This is a genomic window from Knoellia remsis, assembly GCF_003002895.1.
In the GTDB taxonomy this organism is placed as follows: domain Bacteria; phylum Actinomycetota; class Actinomycetes; order Actinomycetales; family Dermatophilaceae; genus Knoellia; species Knoellia remsis.
This window is the reverse complement of the sequence record NZ_PVTI01000012.1, coordinates 67,229-87,845: the sequence shown is the minus strand read 5'-3', so window position 1 is coordinate 87,845 and position 20,617 is coordinate 67,229. Positions and strand designations below refer to the sequence as shown.

Below are 20,617 nucleotides of genomic sequence, written 5' to 3'. Positions count from 1 at the left end.
AGCGTGCGGCGCGCACGCGGCATACCTCTCTCGGTGAGGTTGCCGGGCTGGGCCGACGGTCCTAACTTGAGTGTCAGGAACTCAATCCAACCCCAATCAAGGAGACACACATGGCCCGTGCAGTCGGCATCGACCTCGGAACCACCAACTCTGCTGTCGCCGTCCTCGAGGGCGGCGAGCCCACGATCATCGCGAACGCCGAAGGCGGTCGCACCACCCCGTCCGTCGTCGCCTTCGCCAAGAACGGCGAGGTCCTCGTCGGCGAGATCGCCAAGCGTCAGGCGGTGACCAACGCCGACCGCACCATCCGCTCCGTCAAGCGCCACATGGGCACCGACTGGAAGAGCGAGGACGTCGACGGCAAGCAGTACACCGCGCAGGAGATCAGCGCCCGCACGCTGCAGAAGCTCAAGCGCGACGCCGAGTCCTACCTCGGTGAGCCCGTCACCGACGCGGTCATCACCGTCCCGGCCTACTTCGACGACGCCGAGCGCCAGGCCACCAAGGAGGCCGGTGAGATCGCGGGCCTCAACGTCCTGCGCATCGTCAACGAGCCCACCGCGGCGGCCCTCGCCTACGGCCTCGACAAGGGCAAGGAGGACGAGCTCATCCTCGTCTTCGACCTCGGTGGCGGCACCTTCGACGTCTCCCTCCTCGAGGTCGGCAAGGACCCCGAGGACGGCTTCTCCACCATCCAGGTCAAGGCCACGAGCGGTGACAACCAGCTCGGTGGTGACGACTGGGACGAGCGGATCGTCCAGCACCTGCTCACGACGGTGAAGAACAACACCGGCGTCGACCTGTCCAAGGACAAGATCGCCATGCAGCGTCTGCGCGACGCGGCGGAGCAGGCCAAGAAGGAGCTGTCGTCCGCGACGAGCACGAACATCTCGCTCCAGTACCTCTCGATGAGCGACAACGGGCCGATCCACCTCGACGAGACGCTGACCCGCGCCCAGTTCGAGCAGATGACCAAGGACCTGCTCGACCGCACGAAGAAGCCCTTCGAGAACGTCATCAAGGACGCGGGCATCAAGCTGTCCGACATCGACCACGTCGTCCTCGTCGGTGGCTCGACCCGGATGCCGGCCGTGACCGAGCTCGTCAAGGAGCTCACCGGTGGCAAGGAGCCGAACAAGGGCGTCAACCCGGACGAGGTCGTCGCTCTCGGCGCCGCGCTCCAGGCCGGTGTCCTCAAGGGTGAGCGCAAGGACGTCCTCCTCATCGACGTCACGCCGCTCTCGCTCGGCATCGAGACCAAGGGTGGGCTCTTCACCAAGCTCATCGAGCGCAACACCGCCATCCCGACGAAGCGCTCCGAGGTCTTCTCGACCGCCGAGGACAACCAGCCGTCCGTGCTGATCCAGGTCTTCCAGGGTGAGCGCGAGATCGCGCAGCAGAACAAGGCCCTCGGCACGTTCGAGCTGTCCGGCATCGCTCCCGCCCCGCGTGGCGTCCCGCAGATCGAGGTCACCTTCGACATCGACGCCAACGGCATCGTCCACGTGACGGCCAAGGACCGCGGCACCGGCAAGGAGCAGAAGATCACCATCTCGGGCGGCAGCGCGCTGTCCAAGGAGGAGATCGACCGCATGGTCAAGGACGCCGAGCAGCACGCGGACGAGGACAAGAAGCGTCGCGAGGAGCTCGAGACCAAGAACATGGCCGAGTCGCTCGTCTTCTCCACCGAGAAGTTCCTCAGCGAGTCCGGAGACAAGCTCAGCGACGACCAGCGCAAGCCGGTCGACGACGCCCTCTCCGCGCTCAAGGACGCGATCAAGCCGGAGTCCGACGCCTCGGTCGAGGACATCAAGGCCAAGGTCGACACCCTCAACGAGGAGTCCCAGAAGATGGGTGCGGCGATGTATGCCGCGCAGGCCGAGTCCGACGCGGCCGGCACCTCGGGTGACGGGTCGGCTTCCGGCACCGAGTCCGCGCAGGACGCCCCGGCGAGTGATGACGATGTCGTCGACGCCGAGGTCGTCGAGGACGACGACGACAAGGACAGCAAGTGACCGACCCCCGTATCCCTGGTGACGACGAGATCGTCGACGCCGAGGTGGTCGAGGACGGCGAGTCCGCCGACGACGCGGTGAACGCGATCAACACCGAGTCGGTCAACGACGGTGAGGAGGTGGCCCCGGGCAAGGGTTCCGGGGCCACCGCCCCCGCCGCCGGCGCGGCGGCCGGCGCCACCTCGGGTGGCTCCGGCGCAGCGACCAGTGGCGGCACCGCGGCCGGCGGCGAGCACCCGGACACGGCGCTCGCGGCCCAGCGGCTCGACGACCTCCAGCGGCTCAACGCGGAGTACGTCAACTACAAGCGCCGCGTCGACCGTGATCGGGCGGCCGTGCAGGAGCGGGCCGTGCGCGACGTCCTCGAGACGCTGCTGCCGGTGCTCGATGACATCCACGCCGCTCGCCAGCACGGAGACCTCGCGGGTGGACCGTTCGCGGCCATCGCCGACAAGCTCGAGACGAGCCTCAACCGCTTCGGCCTCACCCGATTCGGTGAGGTCGGGGAGCCGTTCGACCCGATGCAGCACGAGGCGCTCATGCACGCCGCGTGGGACGCGTCCAACCCGGCGCTGCCCAGTGACGCGACCACGACGACGGTCGTCCAGGTGCTCCAGCCCGGCTACCGCACGGGTGAGCAGGTGATGCGCCCCGCGCGCGTCGCCGTTGCGGACCCCGAGTGACCCGGGCCAGCATCACGAAACCCGTTGCACCGCAACGGAACCCGTATGACGCGCCAGCGCAGCGGCATACGCAGAACACATCCGACGAGAGGAGGCGCTGATGGCGAGCCAGGACTGGTTCGAGAAGGACTTCTACGCGACCCTCGGCGTCCCTCAGGACGCCGACGCGGACCAGATCAAGAAGGCCTACCGCAAGCTCGCGCGCAAGCACCACCCGGACAAGAACCCGGGGGATGCCGCCGCCGAGCAGAAGTTCAAGGACATCGGTGAGGCCAACGCCGTCCTGTCCGACCCCGCCCAGCGCGAGGAGTACGACGCCATGCGCCAGATGGCCCGTGGCGGTGCCCGCTTCACCGCGGGTGCCGGCGGTCCCGGCGGCGGCGCGGGCGGCTTCGAGGACATCTTCAGCGCGTTCGGCGGCGGTGGTGGCGGGTCGCGCGTCCGGTTCGACACCGGCGGCGGGTCGCCCTACGGCGGCTACGGCGAGGACGCCGACATCAACGACATCCTGTCGCAGATGTTCGGTGGCTCTGCGGGCGGCGGTGCGTATGCCGGTGGCGGACAACGTGGGTATGCCGGCTACGGCGCCCCGCGCGGACCGCGCAAGGGTGCCGACGTCGAGGCCGCGACGAGCCTGCCGTTCCGCGACGCGGTCGAGGGTTCGACGGTGTCGCTGCGCACGGCGGAGGGTCGCACGATCAACGCGCGGATCCCCGCCGGAGTCAAGGACGGCCAGAAGATCCGGCTGCGCGGCAAGGGCCAGCCGGGTGAGCCGGGAGCCGCTGCCGGCGATCTGCTCCTCACCGTGTCGGTGCTGCCGCACCCCGTCTTCGGGCGGGAGGGCAACGACCTCACGGTCGAGCTGCCGGTGACCTTCGCCGAGGCGACGCTCGGGGCGACCGTTCCCGTGCCGACCCTCGACGGTGGCTCGGTCAAGGTCCGCATCGCTCCCGGCACGCCCAGCGGGCGAGTCCTGCGGGTCAAGGGGCGTGGCGTCAAGGGCAAGAAGAGCACCGGCAACCTGCTGGCCAAGGTGCACGTCGTCGTCCCGGAGACGTTGTCCGACAAGGCTCGTGAGGCCGTCGAGACGCTGCGCACCGAGGCCGGCGACGCCGACCCCAGGGCGGAGCTGGCGGAGAAGGCCAAGGCCTGACATGGCCGTCCGCGACGGTCGACGCAGCACGAGCGAGAACGCGCCGCGGCCGGATGATGAGGCTCCCGTCTTCGTCATCTCGGTCGCGGCCGAGCTCGCCGGGATGCACGCGCAGACGTTGCGGCAGTACGACCGGCTCGGGCTCGTCACGCCGTCGCGGACCCGCGGTGGCGGGCGCCGCTACTCGGCCCGTGACGTCGAGCGGCTCCGCGAGGTGCAACGCCTCTCCCAGGAGGAGGGCGTCTCCCTCGCCGGGATCGCCCGCATCCTCGAGCTCGAGAACCAGGTGAGTGCTTTGCGCAGCCGCGTCGCCGAGCTCACCGCGGAGGTGGGTCGGCTCGACGGGGCGGTGGCCGGCGGCTCGCGGATCTTCTCCGCGGGGCCCGGTGGCGAGATCCGGGTCGGTCGCCTCGGTGAGCGGCCCCGTCGCCGTATGCCGGGTGGCTCCGCCTCGCAGGCCCTCGTCCTCTGGCGCCCCTGAGAGGTGAACGGAATCGGCAATCAGTGCCGACGTGTTGCTGGTTCGGTGCGGATGGGGGCGAACGGATTCGGCAGTCAGTGCCGACTTATTGCGCACAGTTCGCCGACGGATGCGAACTGTGCGCAATAAGTCGGGTAGGGGCGCCGGGGCTGGGCAACCAGTCGGAGGGGCGGGACGCGCGGGGCGGGTGCGGTGGGAGCGCGTGGTGGGGTGGGAGCGCGTGGTGAGCGGACGGCATACTGGCGAACCGTGACCGAGCACCTGCTTCTCTTCCCCGACCGTGAGGTCGCCGAGCGCATCGGCGACGAGCTCGCCGACGAGGGCTTCACCGAGGTCCGGGTCGTCCGCGTCGCCAACGCGGGTGAAGACGACGCCGAGGACGCCGAGTGGGGCGTGCACGTCATCGAGGACAACGTCGCCGACCCGACCGGCCCCGTCGCCTCCGGGCTGCGCGACCGCTTCCAGGCGCTCGCCGAGGAGCACGACGGCTGGTACGACCCGCGCAGCGACTGAGCACTCCCGCGAGGTTGCCGTCCGTGACCGGTTCGTGACACGGCCCACCCGCGTTGTCATGCGGTGACGCCGCAGAAATGTCCAGTCGACTCTGTCCACCGGACAAGGGGGACAGGACTCTGCGGGACCGTTCTCGCGCACCCCGCTTCTGGGTCTAGCATCGGGCGCACCGGGGCCGCCGTGGTCCCCGGGAGCAGAACGTGACAAGGAGACGATGTGGTCGACGCGACGCCCCGCGCACCCATCCTCGAGATGGTCGGGATCACCAAGACGTTCCCCGGCGTCAAGGCGCTGTCCGACGTGACCCTCACCGTCCGCCGCGGTGACGTGCACGCCATCGTCGGTGAGAACGGCGCCGGCAAGTCGACGCTGATGAAGGTCCTCTCCGGCGTCCACCCGCACGGGTCCTACGACGGCACGATTCGCTACAACGGCCAGGACGTCGCCTTCGGCAGCATCCGCGACTCCGAGCACGCGGGCATCGTCATCATCCACCAGGAGCTCGCACTCATCCCCGAGCTGTCCATCGCCGAGAACATCTTCCTCGGCAACGAGGAGACCCGGCGCGGAGCCATCGACTGGGTCAAGACCAACAACAAGGCCCGCGAGCTGCTCGCCCGGGTCGGCCTGCGCGAGGACCCCGAGACCCCGATCAAGAACATCGGCGTCGGCAAGCAGCAGCTCGTCGAGATCGCCAAGGCGTTGTCCAAGGACGTCCAGCTGCTCATCCTCGACGAGCCGACCGCCGCGCTCAACGAAGAGGACTCCCAGCACCTGCTCGACCTCATCCGCGGCCTGCGCGAGCGCGGCATCACGAGCATCATGATCAGCCACAAGCTGAACGAGATCGAGGCAATCGCCGACGCGATCACGATCATCCGCGACGGCCGGACCGTCGAGACCCTCGACATCCGTGAGGGCGCCGTCGACGAGGACCGCATCATCCGCGGCATGGTCGGCCGCTCGCTCGAGTCGCGCTTCCCCGACCACACCCCGGACATTGGCGAGACGATGTTCGAGATCTCGGGCTGGACCGTCGCCCACCCGCAGGTCCCCGAGCGGCTCGTCGCGAAGCAGTCCGAGTTCTTCGTCCGCCGCGGCGAGATCGTCGGGTTCGCCGGCCTCATGGGTTCGGGCCGCACCGAGCTGATGCGCTCGATCTTCGGGCACTCCTACGGCACCTGGCTCGGCGGCACGATGACGCTCAACGGCAAGCGCGTCGACCTGCGCTCCGTGCCCGCGGCCATCGACGCCGGCATCGGCTACGTCACCGAGGACCGCAAGGTGCTCGGCCTCAACCTCCTCGACGACGTCAAGACGACGACGGTCTCGGCCAAGCTCAAGAAGATCGCCCGCAACCTCGTCATCGACCGGCGCGCCGAGCACACGGCGGCCGAGGACTACCGGCAGGCCCTGCGCACCAAGACACCGAGCGTCGACTACGGCGTCGCGAAGCTCTCGGGCGGCAACCAGCAGAAGGTCGTCCTGGCCAAGTGGCTCTTCACCGACCCCGACCTGCTCATCCTCGACGAGCCCACGCGCGGCATCGACGTCGGCGCGAAGTACGAGATCTACGGGATCATCCAGCGCCTCGCGAACCAGGGGAAGGGCGTCATCGTCGTCAGCTCCGAGCTGCCCGAGCTGCTCGGGCTCAGCGACCGCATCTACACGATCAGCGAGGGCCGCATCACCGGCGTCCTCGACAAGAACGAAGCCGACCAGGAGTCGCTCATGCGGCTCATGACCCAGACGAGCTCCAGCGGCTCGATCCCTGCCCCGACCCCGGAGGACGTCGCATGAACAAGCTCAAGGAGATCTTCGGGGGAGACATCCGCCAGTTCGGGATGATCTTCGCCCTCGTCTTCCTGCTGGTCTTCTTCGAGGTGGCGACGGGCGGCCTGGTGCTCGACCCCGGCAACGTCATCAACATCTTCCAAGGCAACAGCTACATCCTCGTCATGGCGATCGGGATGGTGCTCGTCATCATCGCCGGCCACATCGACCTCTCGGTCGGTTCGGTCGCGGCCTTCGCCGGCATCGTCGTCGCCATCGCCATGCGGGACTGGGGCATCCCGTGGTGGGCGGGCATCCTGCTCGGCCTCGTCATCGGCGCCCTCGTCGGCGCCTGGCAGGGCTTCTGGGTCGCCGTCGTCGGCATCCCCGCCTTCATCGTCACCCTCGCGGGAATGCTCATCTTCCGCGGCGCGAACCAGTACGTCGGCAAGTCGCTCACCATCCCCGTGCCCGAGCAGTTCCAGATGATCGGCGCCGGATACCTGCCCGAGGTCGGGCCACGCACGGGCTACAACAACCTCACGCTGCTCATCGGCATCGCCCTCTGTGCCGCCATCGTCTTCGGCGCCCTCCGCAACCGCCGCAACCAGCGCAAGATCGGCGCGGACGTCGAGAGCGGCACCGTCCTCGGCATCCGGCTCGCGCTCATCTGCGCCGCGATCCTCGCGGTGATCCTCACGATGGCCTCGGGCCGCCGTGGCACGTCGCTGCCGATCTCGGCGCTCATCCTCGGTGCGCTCGTCCTGCTCTACGGGTTCCTCTCGACGCGCACGATCATCGGCCGGCACATCTACGCCGTCGGTGGCAACCGGCACGCCGCCGAGCTCTCCGGTGTCCGCTCCAAGCGGGTCAACTTCCTCGTCATGATGAACATGTCGGTGCTCGCGGCCCTCGCCGGGATGATGTTCGTCGCCCGGTCCAACGCCTCCGGGCCGTTCGACGGGGTCGGCTGGGAGCTCGACGCCATCGCGGCCGTCTTCATCGGTGGCGCCGCCGTCACCGGTGGCGTCGGCACCGTCGTCGGGGCCGTCATCGGTGGCCTCGTCATGGCCGTCCTCAACAACGGACTGCAGCTCCTCGGTGTCGGCGCCGACTGGACGCAGATCATCAAGGGTCTCGTCCTGCTCGCCGCCGTCGCCTTCGACGTCTACAACAAGAGCCAGGGGCGCCGGTCCATCACCGGCCTCCTCATGCAGAACTTCGGCCGCCGCTCCACGGAGGAGACGACCGAGAAGGTGGGCCAGGAGTCCTGACGGCCCGCCCGTCATCGACCACGCCAGCCCGCCACCACAGGTGACCCGCCCGCCCGGGTGAGTCACGGCATACGAAGGAAAAGAGTCACATGCGCACCCTCACCAAGATGATGGCCGTCTCCGCCGTCACGGCTCTCGCGCTGACCGGCTGCGGCCGGGCCGACGAGGGCAGCACCGACACCGGCTCCGGCGGCGAGTCCGCGGCCGCCGGCTTCCCCGCGGACTCCACGATCGGGGTCTCCCTCCCGCAGAAGACCTCCGAGAACTGGGTTCTCGCCGAGCAGCTCTTCAAGGACGGGCTCAGCGAGGCCGGCTTCAAGGCCGACGTCCAGTTCGCCAACGGCGGTGTCGGTGAACAGCAGAACCAGCTCCAGTCCATGGTGACCAAGGGCGCCAAGGTCGTCGTCGTCGGCGCCATCGACGGCAGCCAGCTCGGCACCCAGCTCAAGGCCGCCAAGGACTCCGGCGCGACGGTCATCGCCTACGACCGCCTGCTCCTCAACACCGACGCGGTCGACTACTACGTCGCCTACGACAACTTCAAGGTCGGCGAGCTCCAGGGTCAGGCCCTCCTCGACGGCATGAAGGCCAAGAAGCCCAACGGCCCCTACAACATCGAGCTCTTCGCCGGCTCGCCCGACGACGCCAACGCGAAGGTCTTCTTCGACGGCGCCATGAAGGTGCTCCAGCCGAAGATCGACGACGGCACCCTCAAGGTCGTCTCCGGCCAGACGCAGTTCACCCAGGCCGTGACCCAGGGCTGGAAGGCCGAGAACGCGCAGAAGCGCATGGACACCCTCATGTCGGGCTCGTACTCCTCGACCCCGATCGACGGCGTCCTCTCGCCGAACGACACCCTCGCCCGCGCGATCATGACGTCGGTCAAGGCCGCCGGCAAGCCGCTCCCCGTCGTCACCGGCCAGGACTCCGAGGTCGAGTCGGTCAAGTCGATCATGGCCGGTGAGCAGTACTCGACGATCAACAAGGACACCCGCAACCTCGTCAAGGCCACCATCGACATGGTCAAGGCGCTGCAAAAGGGTGAGAAGCCGACCGTCAACGACACCGAGCAGTACGACAACGGCGTCAAGGTCGTCCCGGCCAACCTCCTCGAGCCGGTCATCGTGACCAAGGAGAACGCCAAGGAGGCCTACGCCAACGACCCGACCCTGTCCAAGCTCACCCAGTGAGCTGACGACCCCGTCGGACCGGTCTCGGCCCCGTCACCGTTCGCGGTGACGGGGCCGAACTGCGTTGTGCCGTATGCCGTTTCGCAGCGTTCCGTATGCCGTTCCGCGCGCGTTCCGTATGCCGGCCGCGCGCGGTGAGCGGGCGGCATACCGACTCAATCGCCAGCCCCGGGTCAGCCCGGGTCAGCCCTTGTCGGCCCCGGCGGTGAGGCCCTCGGTGAGGGCGCGCTCGGCGATCGAGTAGAGCACGATGATCGGCACGGTGAGGATGACCGAGCCGGCCATGAGGACCGTCTTGGGGACCTCGATGCCGTTGGAGAGCTGGGCGAGGCCGAGCGAGACGGTCCAGCGCTCCGGCTGCGCGGCGAGGAAGAGCAGCGCGAAGAGGAACTCGTTCCACGCGATCATGAAGACGTAGAGCCCGGTGGAGAGGATCGACGGCATCGCGAGCGGCAGGGTGATGTGCCGCATCGTGGCGAACCGGCCTGCGCCGTCGATCTCCGCGGCCTCCTCGACGGTCTCCGGGATCGTCTCGAAGTAGGTGCGCAGCATGTAGATCGAGACGGGGATCGTCTGCACGACGTAGACGAGCATGAGCCCGACGAGCGAGGACTGCAGCCCGACCTTCGCGAACGCGATGAACAGCGGCACCGCGAGGACGATCGTCGGGAAGAGGTAGACCGACAGGAAGAGCGCACTCACGGTGCGCCGGCCCATGAACGGCAGCCGCGCGACGGCATACGCACCCGGGATCGAGATGAGCAGGGTGATGACCATGCACGCGGTGGCGACGATCGCGGAGTTGCGCAGGAAGAGGCCGAAGCCCTGCCCCTCGTTCTCGGTCGACGCGAGGACGGTGCGGTAGGTCTCGGTCGTGAGCTGCTGCCCCGCGACCCAGATACGGCCCGGGTCGAGCAGGAGCGACTCGATGGGCACGAAGCTCAGCATGAGCATGTAGTAGAAGGGGAAGACGGCCGCGACCGTGAGGACGGCGAGGACGACCCAGCGCACCAGTGACCAGGCACGACGGTCGGACGAGGCATGTGTCGTGGTCATGACCGCTGCTCCTGTCGACGGAGGATCCGGTGGTAGAGCCCGAGCGCGACGGCGAGGAAGAGCGCGAGCATGATTGCCTGCGCGGCGGCGCCGCCGACATCGAACCGGCCGGTGAGGGTGTCGTAGACGCGGACCGCGACGACCTCGGTACCGGCGCCTCCGCCGGTGAGGAGGTAGACGTCGTCGAACTTGTTGAACGTCATGATGAGTCGCAGCACGCAGAGCAGCGCGATGACGGGCAGCAGCTGCGGCAGGACGATGTAGCGGTAGCGCTGCCACGTCGACGCGCCGTCCATGACCGCGGCCTCCTCGGTGTCGTGCGACACGGTGAGCAGCCGCGCGGTGAGGAAGAGGAACGCGAACGGGAAGTAGCGCCAGATCTCGAACGCGATGACGGTCGCCATCGCCCACGGCGCCTGCCCAAGGAAGTCGATCGGCCGGTCCATGCCGAGCCGCTGACCCCAGACGTTGACGATGCCGAACTGCGGGTTGAGCATCATCTCCCACGTGAACGCAACCGCGACGACGGGCGCGACATAGGGGAGCAGCATGAGCGCCCGCAGCACCCCGCGACCCGGGAACGGCCGCCGCAGCGCGAGTGCCGCCCCGAGCCCGACGAGGATCGAGCCGGCCGTCGAGAGCACGGAGTAGACGACGGTGTTCCACAGCGCCTGCCAGAAGCCGGGACCGGTGAAGACGCGGCGGAAGTTCTCGAGGGTGAGGTTGTCGAACGGCCCGGCGTCGCGCAGGTCGATGAGCCGCAGGTCCTGGAAGGCGAGGACGAGGTTCCACAGCACCGGGATGACGATGACCGCGACGACGATGACGACGGTCGGCAGCACCATCGCGATCCCGTCACGGTTGTCGCGCTTGGTGCGGGTGCGCGGGTTCGGGGTGGCGCCGGTGTCGGTCGCCGTGACGGGGGTGGTGGCGGTCATCGCAGCGACCTCTGGATCTCGACGACGGCGTCCTGGGTGGAGGCCGCGGTGGCGCGGGGGGTCTCGCCGGTGGCGAGCGCGGCGAGCCCCTTGGGGACGACCAGCTCGGCGACGACGGGACCGAGGAGCTGGCCCTGCCCCTGGGGGATGGCCCAGCGCTGGATGCGGGTGGTGGCGTCCGCGATCTGTTGCAGCGTCTGCGCGGGATAGACCTCGTTGAGCGGCTTCTTCTCGTCGACGCCGGCGGGCAGGGTCGGCCACAGGTCGGTGAACTTCTGCGGGTCGGACTCGTCACCGGTGCGCACGGGGTACTTGCCCTCGGGTGCGATGGCGAGGGCGTCGGCATACCCGTCCGACATCATGAACTGCACGTAGTCGCCGGTGGCGCGGTCGGACCCGGTGAGGACGGCCCACGACGCGATCTCGCCGTAGCCGGTCGGCTCGCTCGAGTCCGGCCCGGTGAACGCCGACACGATGCCGGAGTTCTTGGCGAGCCAGGTCTTGTCGCCCTGGCACTGCTGGCACGTCGGCAGCGCGTCATTGCGCAGCCCGGCCATCTCGTCGAGGACGAACGTCGACCAGATGAGCATCGCCGACTGCCCGGCGAAGTACGTCGCGCGCGTCGAGTCGACGCTCTGGGTGCCGTCGGGGGAGCGCTGCGTCGCCAGCTCGCCATAGAGGTCGTATGCCGCTGCGCACGGTTGCGAGTCCAGCGTCACCTGCCCGTCGTCCCCGACGAGCTGGCACCCGTTGCCGAGGGCGAGGGCCTCGAAGGTCTGCTGGGTGAAGGGGTCGCCCGGGTCGGTGGCGAGGGTGATGCCGAAGACGTTCTTCGTCGTGAGCTCCTGCGCTGCGCGGCGAATCGTGTCGTAGGTCGTGGGCGCCTCGAGCCCGGCGGCGTCGACGAGGTCCTTGCGGTAGACGAGGACCTGCACCCATGCGTCCGACGGGACAGCGAGCTGGGTGTCGCCGTCCCGGGTGAGCTCGAGGGCGTTGTCCGCGAACGTCTCCGTCCCAAGCGCGTCGACGACACGACCGGGCGCGGCCGTGTCGAGGAGCTCGAGTCCCTGGAGCTGGCGGACGAGCGCGAGCGGCGCCCCGGCGATGACGTCCGGGAGCGTGCCCGAGACGGCGGCCGACGCGAGGAGCGACGGGACCTGGTTCTCCTGGACGGCGACCTGCTCGACCTTCGTGCCGGTCTGCTCGGTCCAGCGGGCCGCGATCTTCTCGGCCGCGGCGATCCGGTCGGGCTGGCTGTCGAGGTTCCAGACGGTGACCGTGTCGGGGTCGTTGGCCGGTCCCTGCGAGCATGCCCCGAGCAGGGCTCCCGCGACGACGGCGGCCCCGATCGTGGCGGCGATCCTGGACCTCGACCGGGTACTGCTGCGGTGTGATGTGTGGCGCTGACCTGCGGACATGCCGATCCTCCTCCCTGTGCTGGGACACCATCCGCCGAGAACCGCTTCTCCGCAACCCCCCAGTGCGTGAAGTCGCTCGCTGGGTAGGCTCGCCCGATGAGCACCAGGCACATCGTCGTCATGGGCGTCTCCGGTAGCGGCAAGACGACCATCGCCCGCGGCATCGCCGACGCGTCGAGCCTGCGGCTGACCTTCGCCGAGGCCGACGAGTTCCATCCCAAGGCCAACATCGAGAAGATGGAGTCCGGAGTGCCGCTCACCGACGAGGACCGCTGGCCGTGGCTACGGGCGCTGCGCGACTGGATGGTCGAGCGGGCCGCTGCGGGGGAGTCGACGATCATCACCTGCTCGGCGCTGAAGCGGACCTATCGCGACCTGCTGCGCGAGGGGCCGCCGTCCCTCGACTTCGTCCACCTCGACGGTCCGGCCGAGGTCATCCGCGAACGCATGAGTGGTCGCAAGGGGCACTTCATGCCGCCCGAACTGCTCCAGTCGCAGATCGACACCCTCGAGCCGCTCGGTCCGGACGAGTCGGGGGTCGTCCTCGACGTGCGCAAGTCCCCCGAGGAGCTGGTGAGCGAAGCGGTCCGGCGCCTCGCGCTGTGAGGCGCGCGACCGGCATACGGTCGCGGTTCTTCATCGGTATGCCGGCCGCTCGCCACCGGGGTCACGCAGAGTTCGCCGGGTGGTCACCTCGCTGACCGAGCGGGGGCGGGTCGCGCGTGGCAGCGTCGAGGCATGACCACACGTCGAGTCCTCGCCACCTGTCTCACTGCTGCCGTCGTCGCTCCGGCGCTCGCGGTCGCGGGCCCTGCCGCCGCGGCCCCGCCCGAGCCGACCGGCCCGAAGGTGCTGCCGCAGAAGACCCAGTTCGACCTGCAGGCCCACCGTGGCGGCATCGGGCTCACGACGGAGAGCACGCTCGAGGCCTTCGCGACGGCGCTCGACCTCGGGGTGAGCACCCTCGAGCTCGACACGCAGGTGACCGAGGACGAGAAGGTGATCGTGACGCACGACCGTCAGGTGAGCGCCCAGAAGTGCGTCGACACGGCGCCGGCGTTCGCGGGCGACCCCGAGTTCCCGTATGTCGGGGACTACATCACCAACCTCACGCTGGCCCAGGTGAAGACGCTCAACTGCGGCTACCAGCAGCTTGCGGGGTTCCCGGAGCAGGAGGTCGTCGAGGGGGCGCGGATGCCCGAGCTGCGTGACGTGCTGGCGCTCGTCGCGGAGCGCAAGGCGCGGCAGGTCATGCTCAACATCGAGACCAAGGTCGAGGCGGGTGCGCCCGAACAGACCGCTCCCAGAACGCTTTTCGTGCGGCGCGTCTTCGAGGAGATCCGGGCCAGCGGGCTCGAGAAGCAGGTGACGATCCAGTCCTTCGACTGGGGTGCGCTCATGCAGATGCACCGGCTTGCACCGTCGTGGCCGCTCGTCGCGCTGACGAACTACGACTTCCTCCAGGTCGGCAAGCCGGGCGCGTCGCCGTGGCTCGGCGGCATCGATGCCGACGACTTCGGTGGCGACTTCGTGGCGGCTGCCGACTCGATCGAGGGCGTCACGACGCTGTCGCCGAACTACGGGTTCCCGCAGAACGGCACGGTCGGTCAGCCCGGGTTCCGGTTCTATGCCACGGCCGAGATGGTCGACGCCGCCCACGCGCGAGGGCTCAAGGTCGTGCCGTGGACCGTCGACGACCCGGCGACGGTGGAGGCGCTGCTCGACGCGGGGGTCGACGGGCTCATCACGAACTACCCGGACCGGCTGCGGGCGATCATGGCCGAGCGTGGCATGCGCCTCCCCAAGCCCTACCCCGCCCGCTGACACTGGCGCCCGCTGACACTGGCGACTTATTGCGCAGGGTTCGCGTGGGTGATGCGATCTGTGCGCAATCAGTGCGACTTATTGCGCAGGGTTCGCGTGGGTGGTGCGATCTGTGCGCAATCAGTGGTGTCTTCTTGCGCAGGGTTCGCGTCGGGGGTGCGAACTGTGCGCAATCAGTGGTGACTTCTTGCGCAGGGTTCGCGTGGGTGGTGCGAACTGTGCGCAATCAGTGGGGTTGGCGGGCGCGGGCCTGACGGCGGGCGAGGCGCTTCATGCCGTCGGCCGGGCGGATCGGCTCGGGCCACTTCGGCTGGGCGAGGTCGCCCTCCGAGCGACCGGTGAGCCGGCGCCGCACGAGCGGTGCGACCTCGGTGCGCAGGAAGAACGTCTCCTCCTGGACCGCGCGCCGCCACCCACGCGGCTGCCACTCGTCGAGCTCGCGCACCTTGAGGGTGTGCGGGATGCCGAGCTCGCGCAGCACGAACGCGGCCATCCGCTTGTGCCCATGCCGGTTCATGTGGATCTTGTCGGGCGCCCAGAGCCGGCGGTCGTCGTACTCGCGCATGAGGGTGTGGTCGAGCAGGGTCGCGCCGTGCGTCGCGGCGAGGTCGCGAACGGCGTCGTTGAAGGTGAGCACCCGACGGCGCAGCGGCTCGAGGAGGGCCGTCGTCCGGGTGTCGAAGGCCGTGAACACGAGCACGTGGGCGCCACTGTCGACGAGTCGCTTCAGCGCGAGCTCGTAGCGACTCATGAGGGCTCCGATGTCCGAGCGCAACGAGAGGATGTCGTTGCCGCCGGCGTAGAACGAGATGTGGGTGGGCGTGAGCGCCAGCGCGTCGTCGAGCTGCTCGTCGACCACCTGGTCGAGCACCTTGGAGCGGATCGCGAAGTTCGCGTACTCCCACGCGGGATCGGCCCGGCCGAGCTGTCGGGCCATGCGGTCCGCCCACCCGCGGAACCCGTTGGGGTAGTGCAGGTTCGGGTCGCCGACCCCTTCGGTGAAGGAGTCGCCGACGGCGACGAAGCGTCCGGGCTGCATGAGCACATGGTGGTCACGACTCCTGTGCGGCTCAACGCCGGGTGCGCCCCGTCGCCGGGAGTTCGCCCAGTCGTCCCGAACACGTCAACGCACCGTTACTGCGGACGGGAGCGGACGGCATACGGTCCGGTCGTGGCCCGGTTCGTCGCCCTCGGCGACTCGCTCACCGAAGGAGTCGGTGACCCCCACCCGGCGTGGCCCAACGGGCTGCGCGGCTGGGCCGACCTCGTCGCGGCCCGCCTCGCGGCACTCGACGCGACGTCGGACTACGCCAACCTCGCACTGCGCGGCAAGACGGCCCGCGACGTCGCGGCTGAGCAGCTGCCGACGGCCCTGGAGCTGCGGCCGGACGTCGTCACCGTGTGGGCCGGCGGGAACGACATCCTGCGACCGGTGATGCGCCTCGACGACGTGCTCGCCCCGCTCGACGAGGTGCTGGCGCATCTCGCGGCGGTCGCGACGGTCGTGGTCTTCACCGGGTTCGAGGTGAGTGGGTCGCCCGTCCTGCGGCCGGTGCGGGCCCGGGTGCGAGCGCTCAACGCCGGGCTGCGCGAGATGGCGGCGCACCACGGTGCGGTCGTCGCGGACGTGTCCGGCCGCCAGACCTGGCAGGACACCCGGCTGTGGGCGGCCGACCGCGTGCACCCCTCGGCCCTCGGTCACCTGCGCCTCGCGTCGGAGGTCTCCCAGCTCCTCGGCCTCGCTGCATCGTCCGAGCCCCCGCCCCTGGACCCGGTGCCGCGTCGTCGGCCGGCGCGGTTGCTCGCGGACGAGGTCGAGTGGTGGCGGGTGCACGCCGCCCCGCACATCGCTCGCTGGGCGACTCGCGCGTCCCGCCGTGAGCACGTCGCGCCGAAGTGGGCGGTGCCGGTCCGCCCCGCCGAGTCGCTGCCGTGGACCGGGTCAGATCACGTGTCACCGGCGTGTTCAGCGAACCCACGCTGAACTCTCATGGTCAGGCGGCATGATGAGCCGGTGCCCACACCTGAGAGTCGGCGTCCCGAGCCCGTGCGACGCCGGTCGGCCGACCCGCGCAATGGCCGGTTCTATGGCCTGACGGCTCTGAGCACGCTGCTGCCCGGCGCCGGCCTGATCCCGACCCGGCGGCGGCCCTTCGGTGTGCTCCTGCTCCTGTCGTCGGCGCTCGTCGTGCTGCTGGCGCTGTTCTATGCGTGGCGCAAGGGCCTCCTCGGTGCAGCCCTCGACCTCGCCGTGCGCCCGACCCTGCTCATCGCCCTCCTCGTCATCGTCGTCGTCGGAGCGATCCTGTGGTGCCTCGGCATCCTGCTCACCGCGCGCGAGACCGACCACGAGGGACCGGGTGGTCGCTGGCGCAGCCTGTTCGCCATCGCCTGCTGCCTGGTCGTGCTGGCCCCGGCGGCCAAGGCCGTGCAATACCTCACGATCCAGCGCGACGTGGTGAGCGTGCTCACCGGTGACGCCGACGAGTCCGACGCCAACGAGTGGGCCGGGCAACCGCGGGTGAACGTCCTGCTGCTCGGGTCCGATGCCGGCTCCGACCGCATCGGGGTCCGCACCGACTCGATGATGGTCGCGAGCATCGACACCACGACCGGGGACACCGTGCTCTTCGGGCTTCCGCGCAACCTCGAGCGCGTGCCCATCCCGGCGAGCAACCCGCTCTCGCAGCTGTGGCCCAACGGCTACGACTGCGGTGACGAGTGCCTCCTCAACGGGATCTGGACGCTGGCCACGGACAACCCGGACCTCTTCCCCGGTGAGGACAACCCCGGCCTGCGCTCGACGCGCGACGTCATCGGCGAGATCCTCGGGCTCGACATCGACCGGACCCTCGTCGTCGACCTCAAGGGGTTCGAGGCGCTCGTCAACGCCATGGGGGGGGTCGAGGTCAACGTCCAGGAGCGCGTGTGCATGGACTGTCAGCTCAGGAACGGGCGGATCATCTTTTCCAACGACGAGGAGAAGTGGATCGAGCCGGGTCGCCAGCGCCTCGACGGCAAGAAGGCGCTCTGGTATGCCCGCTCGCGCGCCGGCAGCGACGACTTCAGCCGGATGCGCCGGCAACGGTGCGTCACGGGCGCCATTCTCTCGCAGGCGAACCCGGCCGAGCTGTTGAAGAACTACCCAGCCCTGGCGGAGGTGGTCAAGAACAACGTCACCGTCGACATCCCGACCTCGGAGCTGCCTGCCTGGGCTGATCTCGTCGGCACGATCCAGGAAAAGGGCACGATCCGCAGCCTGCCGATCACGAACAAGGTCGTCGACGTCACCGATCCCGACTTCGACGAGATCCGCGAGCTCGTCCAGTCGGCCATCGACCCGCAGCCGACCACGCCGGCGTCGCCCAGCCCCTCGGAGAGCACGGAATACCCGTCGGAGGAGCCCACCGAGGAGCCGACGGACGAGCCGTCGAGCCCGACGCCGACCGCGCCCACGGACGAGGTCCAGGACCTCGCCGCCACCTGCTGAGGCGCGCGGTCCCACGCGCCGCGCGGGCCGGCATACGGCTCAAGAAGCGCGGGTCCCGCGCTCTGCGTGGCCGGCATACGGCCAACAAAAGCCAACAAAAGTAGTCCACGACTCGAAGTTGAGCGGAATGCGCTCAACTTTGGCGTTGTTGTCTCCAGTAGACCAATCGTCCACGACAGGAGAACATCAACCGTATGGAGCTGAAGCCGACCGCCAAGGTCGCCGAGGCGCTCGCGCTCGCGCAGCGCGAGGCGCAGCAGAACGGCAACCCCGAGATCACCCCCGACCACATCACGAGCTCGCTCATCCGGCTCGACACCCCGCAGGCCGATGCCTTGCTGCAGGCCGCCGGCACCGGTGCCCAGCATGTGCTGTCCCAGGCCGATGCGCGCATCCGAACCCTGCCCGCGACCTCCGGTGCCGCCCAGGCGCCGACCTTCGGCCGTGCGGCTCTCGCCGTGCTGCAGCAGGCGGACACCCTGATGCGCGCTCGCGGCGACTCCTTCCTCGCCGTCGACCTGCTGCTGCTCGCGCTCGCCGAGACCGGCAACCTCGCCGCCGTCGAGAAGCGCGGCGCCGCCGACATGGAGGCCGCGATCAACGCGGCTCGCGGTGGTCGCAAGGTCGAGAGCGAGACCCCCGCCGAGGGCGGTGAGGGCCTCGAGAAGTACGGCACCGACCTCACCGACGCCGCCCGCGAGGGCAAGCTCGACCCCGTCATCGGCCGCGACTCGGAGATTCGCCGCGTCGTCCAGGTCCTGTCGCGTCGCACGAAGAACAACCCCGTCCTCATCGGCGAGCCCGGCGTCGGCAAGACCGCCGTCGTCGAGGGCCTCGCCCAGCGCATCGTCGACGGCGACGTGCCCGAGTCCCTGCGCGACAAGCGGCTCATCAGCCTCGACCTCGGCGCCATGGTCGCCGGTGCGAAGTACCGCGGCGAGTTCGAGGAGCGCCTCAAGGAGGTCCTCGAGGAGATCAAGGCCAGCGACGGCCAGATCGTCACGTTCATCGACGAGCTGCACACCGTCGTCGGCGCCGGTGCGTCCGGCGAGGGCGCCATGGACGCCGGCAACATGCTCAAGCCGATGCTCGCCCGCGGCGAGCTGCGGCTCGTCGGCGCGACCACCCTCGACGAGTTCCGGGAGCACATCGAGAAGGACCCCGCGCTCGAGCGGCGCTTCCAGCAGGTGCTCGTCCCCGAGCCGTCGGTCGAGGACACCATCGCGATCCTGCGCGGCCTCAAGGAGCGCTACGAGGCGCACCACAAGGTCGAGGTCGAGGACTCCGCGCTCGTCGCCGCGGCAAGCCTGTCCGACCGCTACATCAGCGGCCGCCAGCTGCCGGACAAGGCCATCGACCTCATCGACGAGGCGGCCTCGCGACTGCGCATGGAGATCGACTCCAGCCCCGTCGAGATCGACCAGCTCCGCCGCGCCGTCGACCGGCTCAAGATGGAGGAGCTGCACCTCGAGCGCGAGTCCGACGACGCCTCGGTCGAGCGGCTCGCGAAGCTGCGCGCCGACCTCGCCGACAAGAACGAGGAGCTCGCCTCGCTCACCGCCCGCTGGGAGGCGGAGAAGTCCGGGCTCAACCGGGTCGGCGACATCAAGGCCCAGATCGACGAGGCCCGCACCCGTCTCGAGAAGGCCCGCCGCGAGTACGACTTCGAGTCCGCGAGCCGGATCGAGTTCGGTGAGATCCCCGAGCTCGAGAAGACTCTCGCCGCCGCCAGCGAAGCCGAGAAGTCCAGCGGCTCCGGCAGTGGGGACGGCGACGACTCCGAGGGGCCGATGGTCAAGGACCGTGTCGGACCCGACGACATCGCCGAGGTCATCTCCGCGTGGACCGGCATCCCCGCCGGTCGCCTGCTCCAGGGCGAGACGGCCAAGCTCATGGCGATGGAGTCGATCATCGGTGCCCGCCTCATCGGCCAGGAGAAGGCGATCAATGCCGTCGCCGACGCCGTGCGCCGCAACCGGGCCGGCATCGCCGACCCGAACCGGCCGACCGGCAGCTTCCTCTTCCTCGGCCCGACCGGTGTCGGCAAGACCGAGCTGGCCAAGTCGCTCGCGGAGTTCCTCTTCGACGACGAACGCTCGATGGTCCGCATCGACATGTCGGAGTACTCCGAGCGGCACGCCGTCGCCCGGCTCATCGGTGCCCCTCCCGGCTACGTCGGACACGACGAGGGCGGCCAGCTCACCGAGGCGGTCCGCCGCCGGCCCTACTCGGTCGTCCTCTTCGACGAGATCGAGAAGGCCCACCCGGACACGTTCGACATCCTGCTGCAGGTGCTCGACGACGGCCGCCTCACCGACGGACAGGGCCGCACGGTCGACTTCCGCAACACGATCCTCGTCATGACGAGCAACCTCGGCAGCCAGTTCCTCATCGACCCGACGATGGAGCCGGACGCCAAGGAGGACGCGGTCATGGCGGCGGTGCGTTCGGCCTTCAAGCCGGAGTTCCTCAACCGGCTCGACGAGGTCATCATCTTCCAGCCGCTGTCGCAGGAGGAGCTCGCGCACATCGTCGACCTCCAGGTCCGCGCGCTCGAGTCGCGCCTGGCCGACCGCCGCATCACGCTTGACGTCACCGACGCCGCGCGCAAGTGGCTGGCCGACAAGGGCTACGACCCGGCATACGGCGCCCGTCCGCTGCGCCGCCTCGTCCAGAAGGAGATCGGCGACCGGCTGGCCCGCGCCATCCTCTCCGGTGAGGTGCGCGACGGGCAGGCCGTCACTGTCGACGTCGACGAGTCGGGGGACGGCCTCACCGTCCGCTGATCCGCACCTCGCGTCTCCCACCT

Annotated in this window: 17 protein-coding genes; 13 read left to right on the top strand and 4 right to left on the bottom strand. The window is 69.5% G+C overall.

Annotated elements, in window-relative coordinates; all coding sequences use genetic code 11:
• The first annotated feature begins 110 nt into the window (after window positions 1-110).
• The 8 genes from dnaK (at window position 111) to BCF74_RS08845 (ending at window position 9,082) form a co-directional block, all read left to right on the top strand.
• On the top strand, window positions 111-2,015 hold the full coding sequence (dnaK, locus tag BCF74_RS08880) for a molecular chaperone DnaK (RefSeq protein ID WP_106297600.1): 1,905 nt from the start codon (window positions 111-113) through the stop codon (window positions 2,013-2,015).
• Window positions 2,012-2,698, top strand: a complete 687-nt coding sequence (grpE, locus tag BCF74_RS08875; RefSeq protein WP_245889280.1) for a nucleotide exchange factor GrpE — start codon at window positions 2,012-2,014, stop codon at window positions 2,696-2,698. The genes dnaK and grpE overlap by 4 nt, the downstream gene beginning before the upstream one ends.
• Before the next feature lie 100 nt (window positions 2,699-2,798).
• Complete coding sequence (locus tag BCF74_RS08870) at window positions 2,799-3,851, top strand: DnaJ C-terminal domain-containing protein (protein WP_106297599.1); 1,053 nt, start codon at window positions 2,799-2,801, stop codon at window positions 3,849-3,851.
• 1 nt (window position 3,852) lies between these two features.
• A complete protein-coding gene (locus BCF74_RS08865; protein ID WP_106297598.1) occupies window positions 3,853-4,332 on the top strand; it encodes a heat shock protein transcriptional repressor HspR in 480 nt (159 codons plus the stop codon).
• Window positions 4,333-4,581: 249 nt separating this feature from the next.
• Window positions 4,582-4,845 carry a hypothetical protein gene (locus tag BCF74_RS08860; protein WP_106297597.1) on the top strand — a complete coding sequence of 88 codons (264 nt, stop codon included), beginning with the start codon at window positions 4,582-4,584 and terminating at the stop codon, window positions 4,843-4,845.
• A gap of 252 nt (window positions 4,846-5,097) precedes the next feature.
• The gene (gene mmsA, locus BCF74_RS08855; protein WP_106297613.1) at window positions 5,098-6,645 is read left to right on the top strand and encodes a multiple monosaccharide ABC transporter ATP-binding protein; all 1,548 of its coding nucleotides are present in this window, start codon (window positions 5,098-5,100) and stop codon (window positions 6,643-6,645) included.
• Window positions 6,642-7,892, top strand: coding sequence for a multiple monosaccharide ABC transporter permease (mmsB, locus tag BCF74_RS08850; protein ID WP_106297596.1), 1,251 nt, complete (start codon window positions 6,642-6,644; stop codon window positions 7,890-7,892). The genes mmsA and mmsB overlap by 4 nt, the downstream gene beginning before the upstream one ends.
• Before the next feature lie 89 nt (window positions 7,893-7,981).
• The gene (locus BCF74_RS08845; RefSeq protein WP_106297595.1) at window positions 7,982-9,082 is read left to right on the top strand and encodes a substrate-binding domain-containing protein; all 1,101 of its coding nucleotides are present in this window, start codon (window positions 7,982-7,984) and stop codon (window positions 9,080-9,082) included.
• A gap of 183 nt (window positions 9,083-9,265) precedes the next feature.
• On the opposite strand, the gene BCF74_RS08840 is transcribed toward BCF74_RS08845, so the two are convergent.
• Genes BCF74_RS08840 through BCF74_RS08830 form a run of 3 tightly spaced genes read right to left on the bottom strand, consistent with a single transcriptional unit; the run spans window position 9,266 to window position 12,494 of the window.
• Window positions 9,266-10,138, bottom strand: coding sequence for a carbohydrate ABC transporter permease (locus BCF74_RS08840; protein ID WP_106297594.1), 873 nt, complete (start codon window positions 10,136-10,138; stop codon window positions 9,266-9,268).
• Window positions 10,135-11,076 carry a carbohydrate ABC transporter permease gene (locus tag BCF74_RS08835; RefSeq protein ID WP_106297593.1) on the bottom strand — a complete coding sequence of 314 codons (942 nt, stop codon included), beginning with the start codon at window positions 11,074-11,076 and terminating at the stop codon, window positions 10,135-10,137. Before BCF74_RS08835 ends, BCF74_RS08840 begins: the two co-directional genes overlap by 4 nt.
• The gene (locus tag BCF74_RS08830) at window positions 11,073-12,494 is read right to left on the bottom strand and encodes an ABC transporter substrate-binding protein (protein WP_106297592.1); all 1,422 of its coding nucleotides are present in this window, start codon (window positions 12,492-12,494) and stop codon (window positions 11,073-11,075) included. The genes BCF74_RS08835 and BCF74_RS08830 overlap by 4 nt, the downstream gene beginning before the upstream one ends.
• A 96-nt stretch (window positions 12,495-12,590) precedes the next feature.
• On the opposite strand from BCF74_RS08830, the gene BCF74_RS08825 reads away from it, so the two are divergent.
• Both BCF74_RS08825 and BCF74_RS08820 read left to right on the top strand, forming a co-directional pair.
• Window positions 12,591-13,100, top strand: a complete 510-nt coding sequence (locus BCF74_RS08825) for a gluconokinase (protein WP_106297591.1) — start codon at window positions 12,591-12,593, stop codon at window positions 13,098-13,100.
• A gap of 132 nt (window positions 13,101-13,232) precedes the next feature.
• Window positions 13,233-14,318: a glycerophosphodiester phosphodiesterase family protein gene (locus BCF74_RS08820; RefSeq protein ID WP_106297590.1), complete on the top strand. Its 1,086-nt coding sequence runs from the start codon at window positions 13,233-13,235 to the stop codon at window positions 14,316-14,318.
• A 226-nt stretch (window positions 14,319-14,544) separates the two neighbouring features.
• Here the strand turns inward: BCF74_RS08820 and BCF74_RS08815 are convergent, their stop codons facing one another.
• The gene (locus BCF74_RS08815; protein ID WP_106297612.1) at window positions 14,545-15,357 is read right to left on the bottom strand and encodes an SGNH/GDSL hydrolase family protein; all 813 of its coding nucleotides are present in this window, start codon (window positions 15,355-15,357) and stop codon (window positions 14,545-14,547) included.
• Between the two features lie 132 nt (window positions 15,358-15,489).
• Here BCF74_RS08815 and BCF74_RS08810 point away from each other — a divergent pair, with 132 nt between their 5' ends.
• The 3 genes from BCF74_RS08810 to clpB all read left to right on the top strand — a co-directional run bounded on the left by BCF74_RS08810 (window position 15,490) and on the right by clpB (window position 20,594).
• Window positions 15,490-16,302 (top strand): SGNH/GDSL hydrolase family protein, encoded by an 813-nt coding sequence (locus tag BCF74_RS08810; RefSeq protein WP_170070191.1) that lies wholly within the window; start codon window positions 15,490-15,492, stop codon window positions 16,300-16,302.
• Window positions 16,303-16,332: 30 nt separating this feature from the next.
• A complete protein-coding gene (locus tag BCF74_RS08805; RefSeq protein ID WP_170070190.1) occupies window positions 16,333-17,808 on the top strand; it encodes an LCP family protein in 1,476 nt (491 codons plus the stop codon).
• Window positions 17,809-18,002: 194 nt separating this feature from the next.
• Entirely contained in the window at window positions 18,003-20,594 is a 2,592-nt protein-coding gene (gene clpB / locus BCF74_RS08800; protein WP_106297587.1) for an ATP-dependent chaperone ClpB, read from the top strand.
• Window positions 20,595-20,617 lie beyond the last annotated feature (23 nt).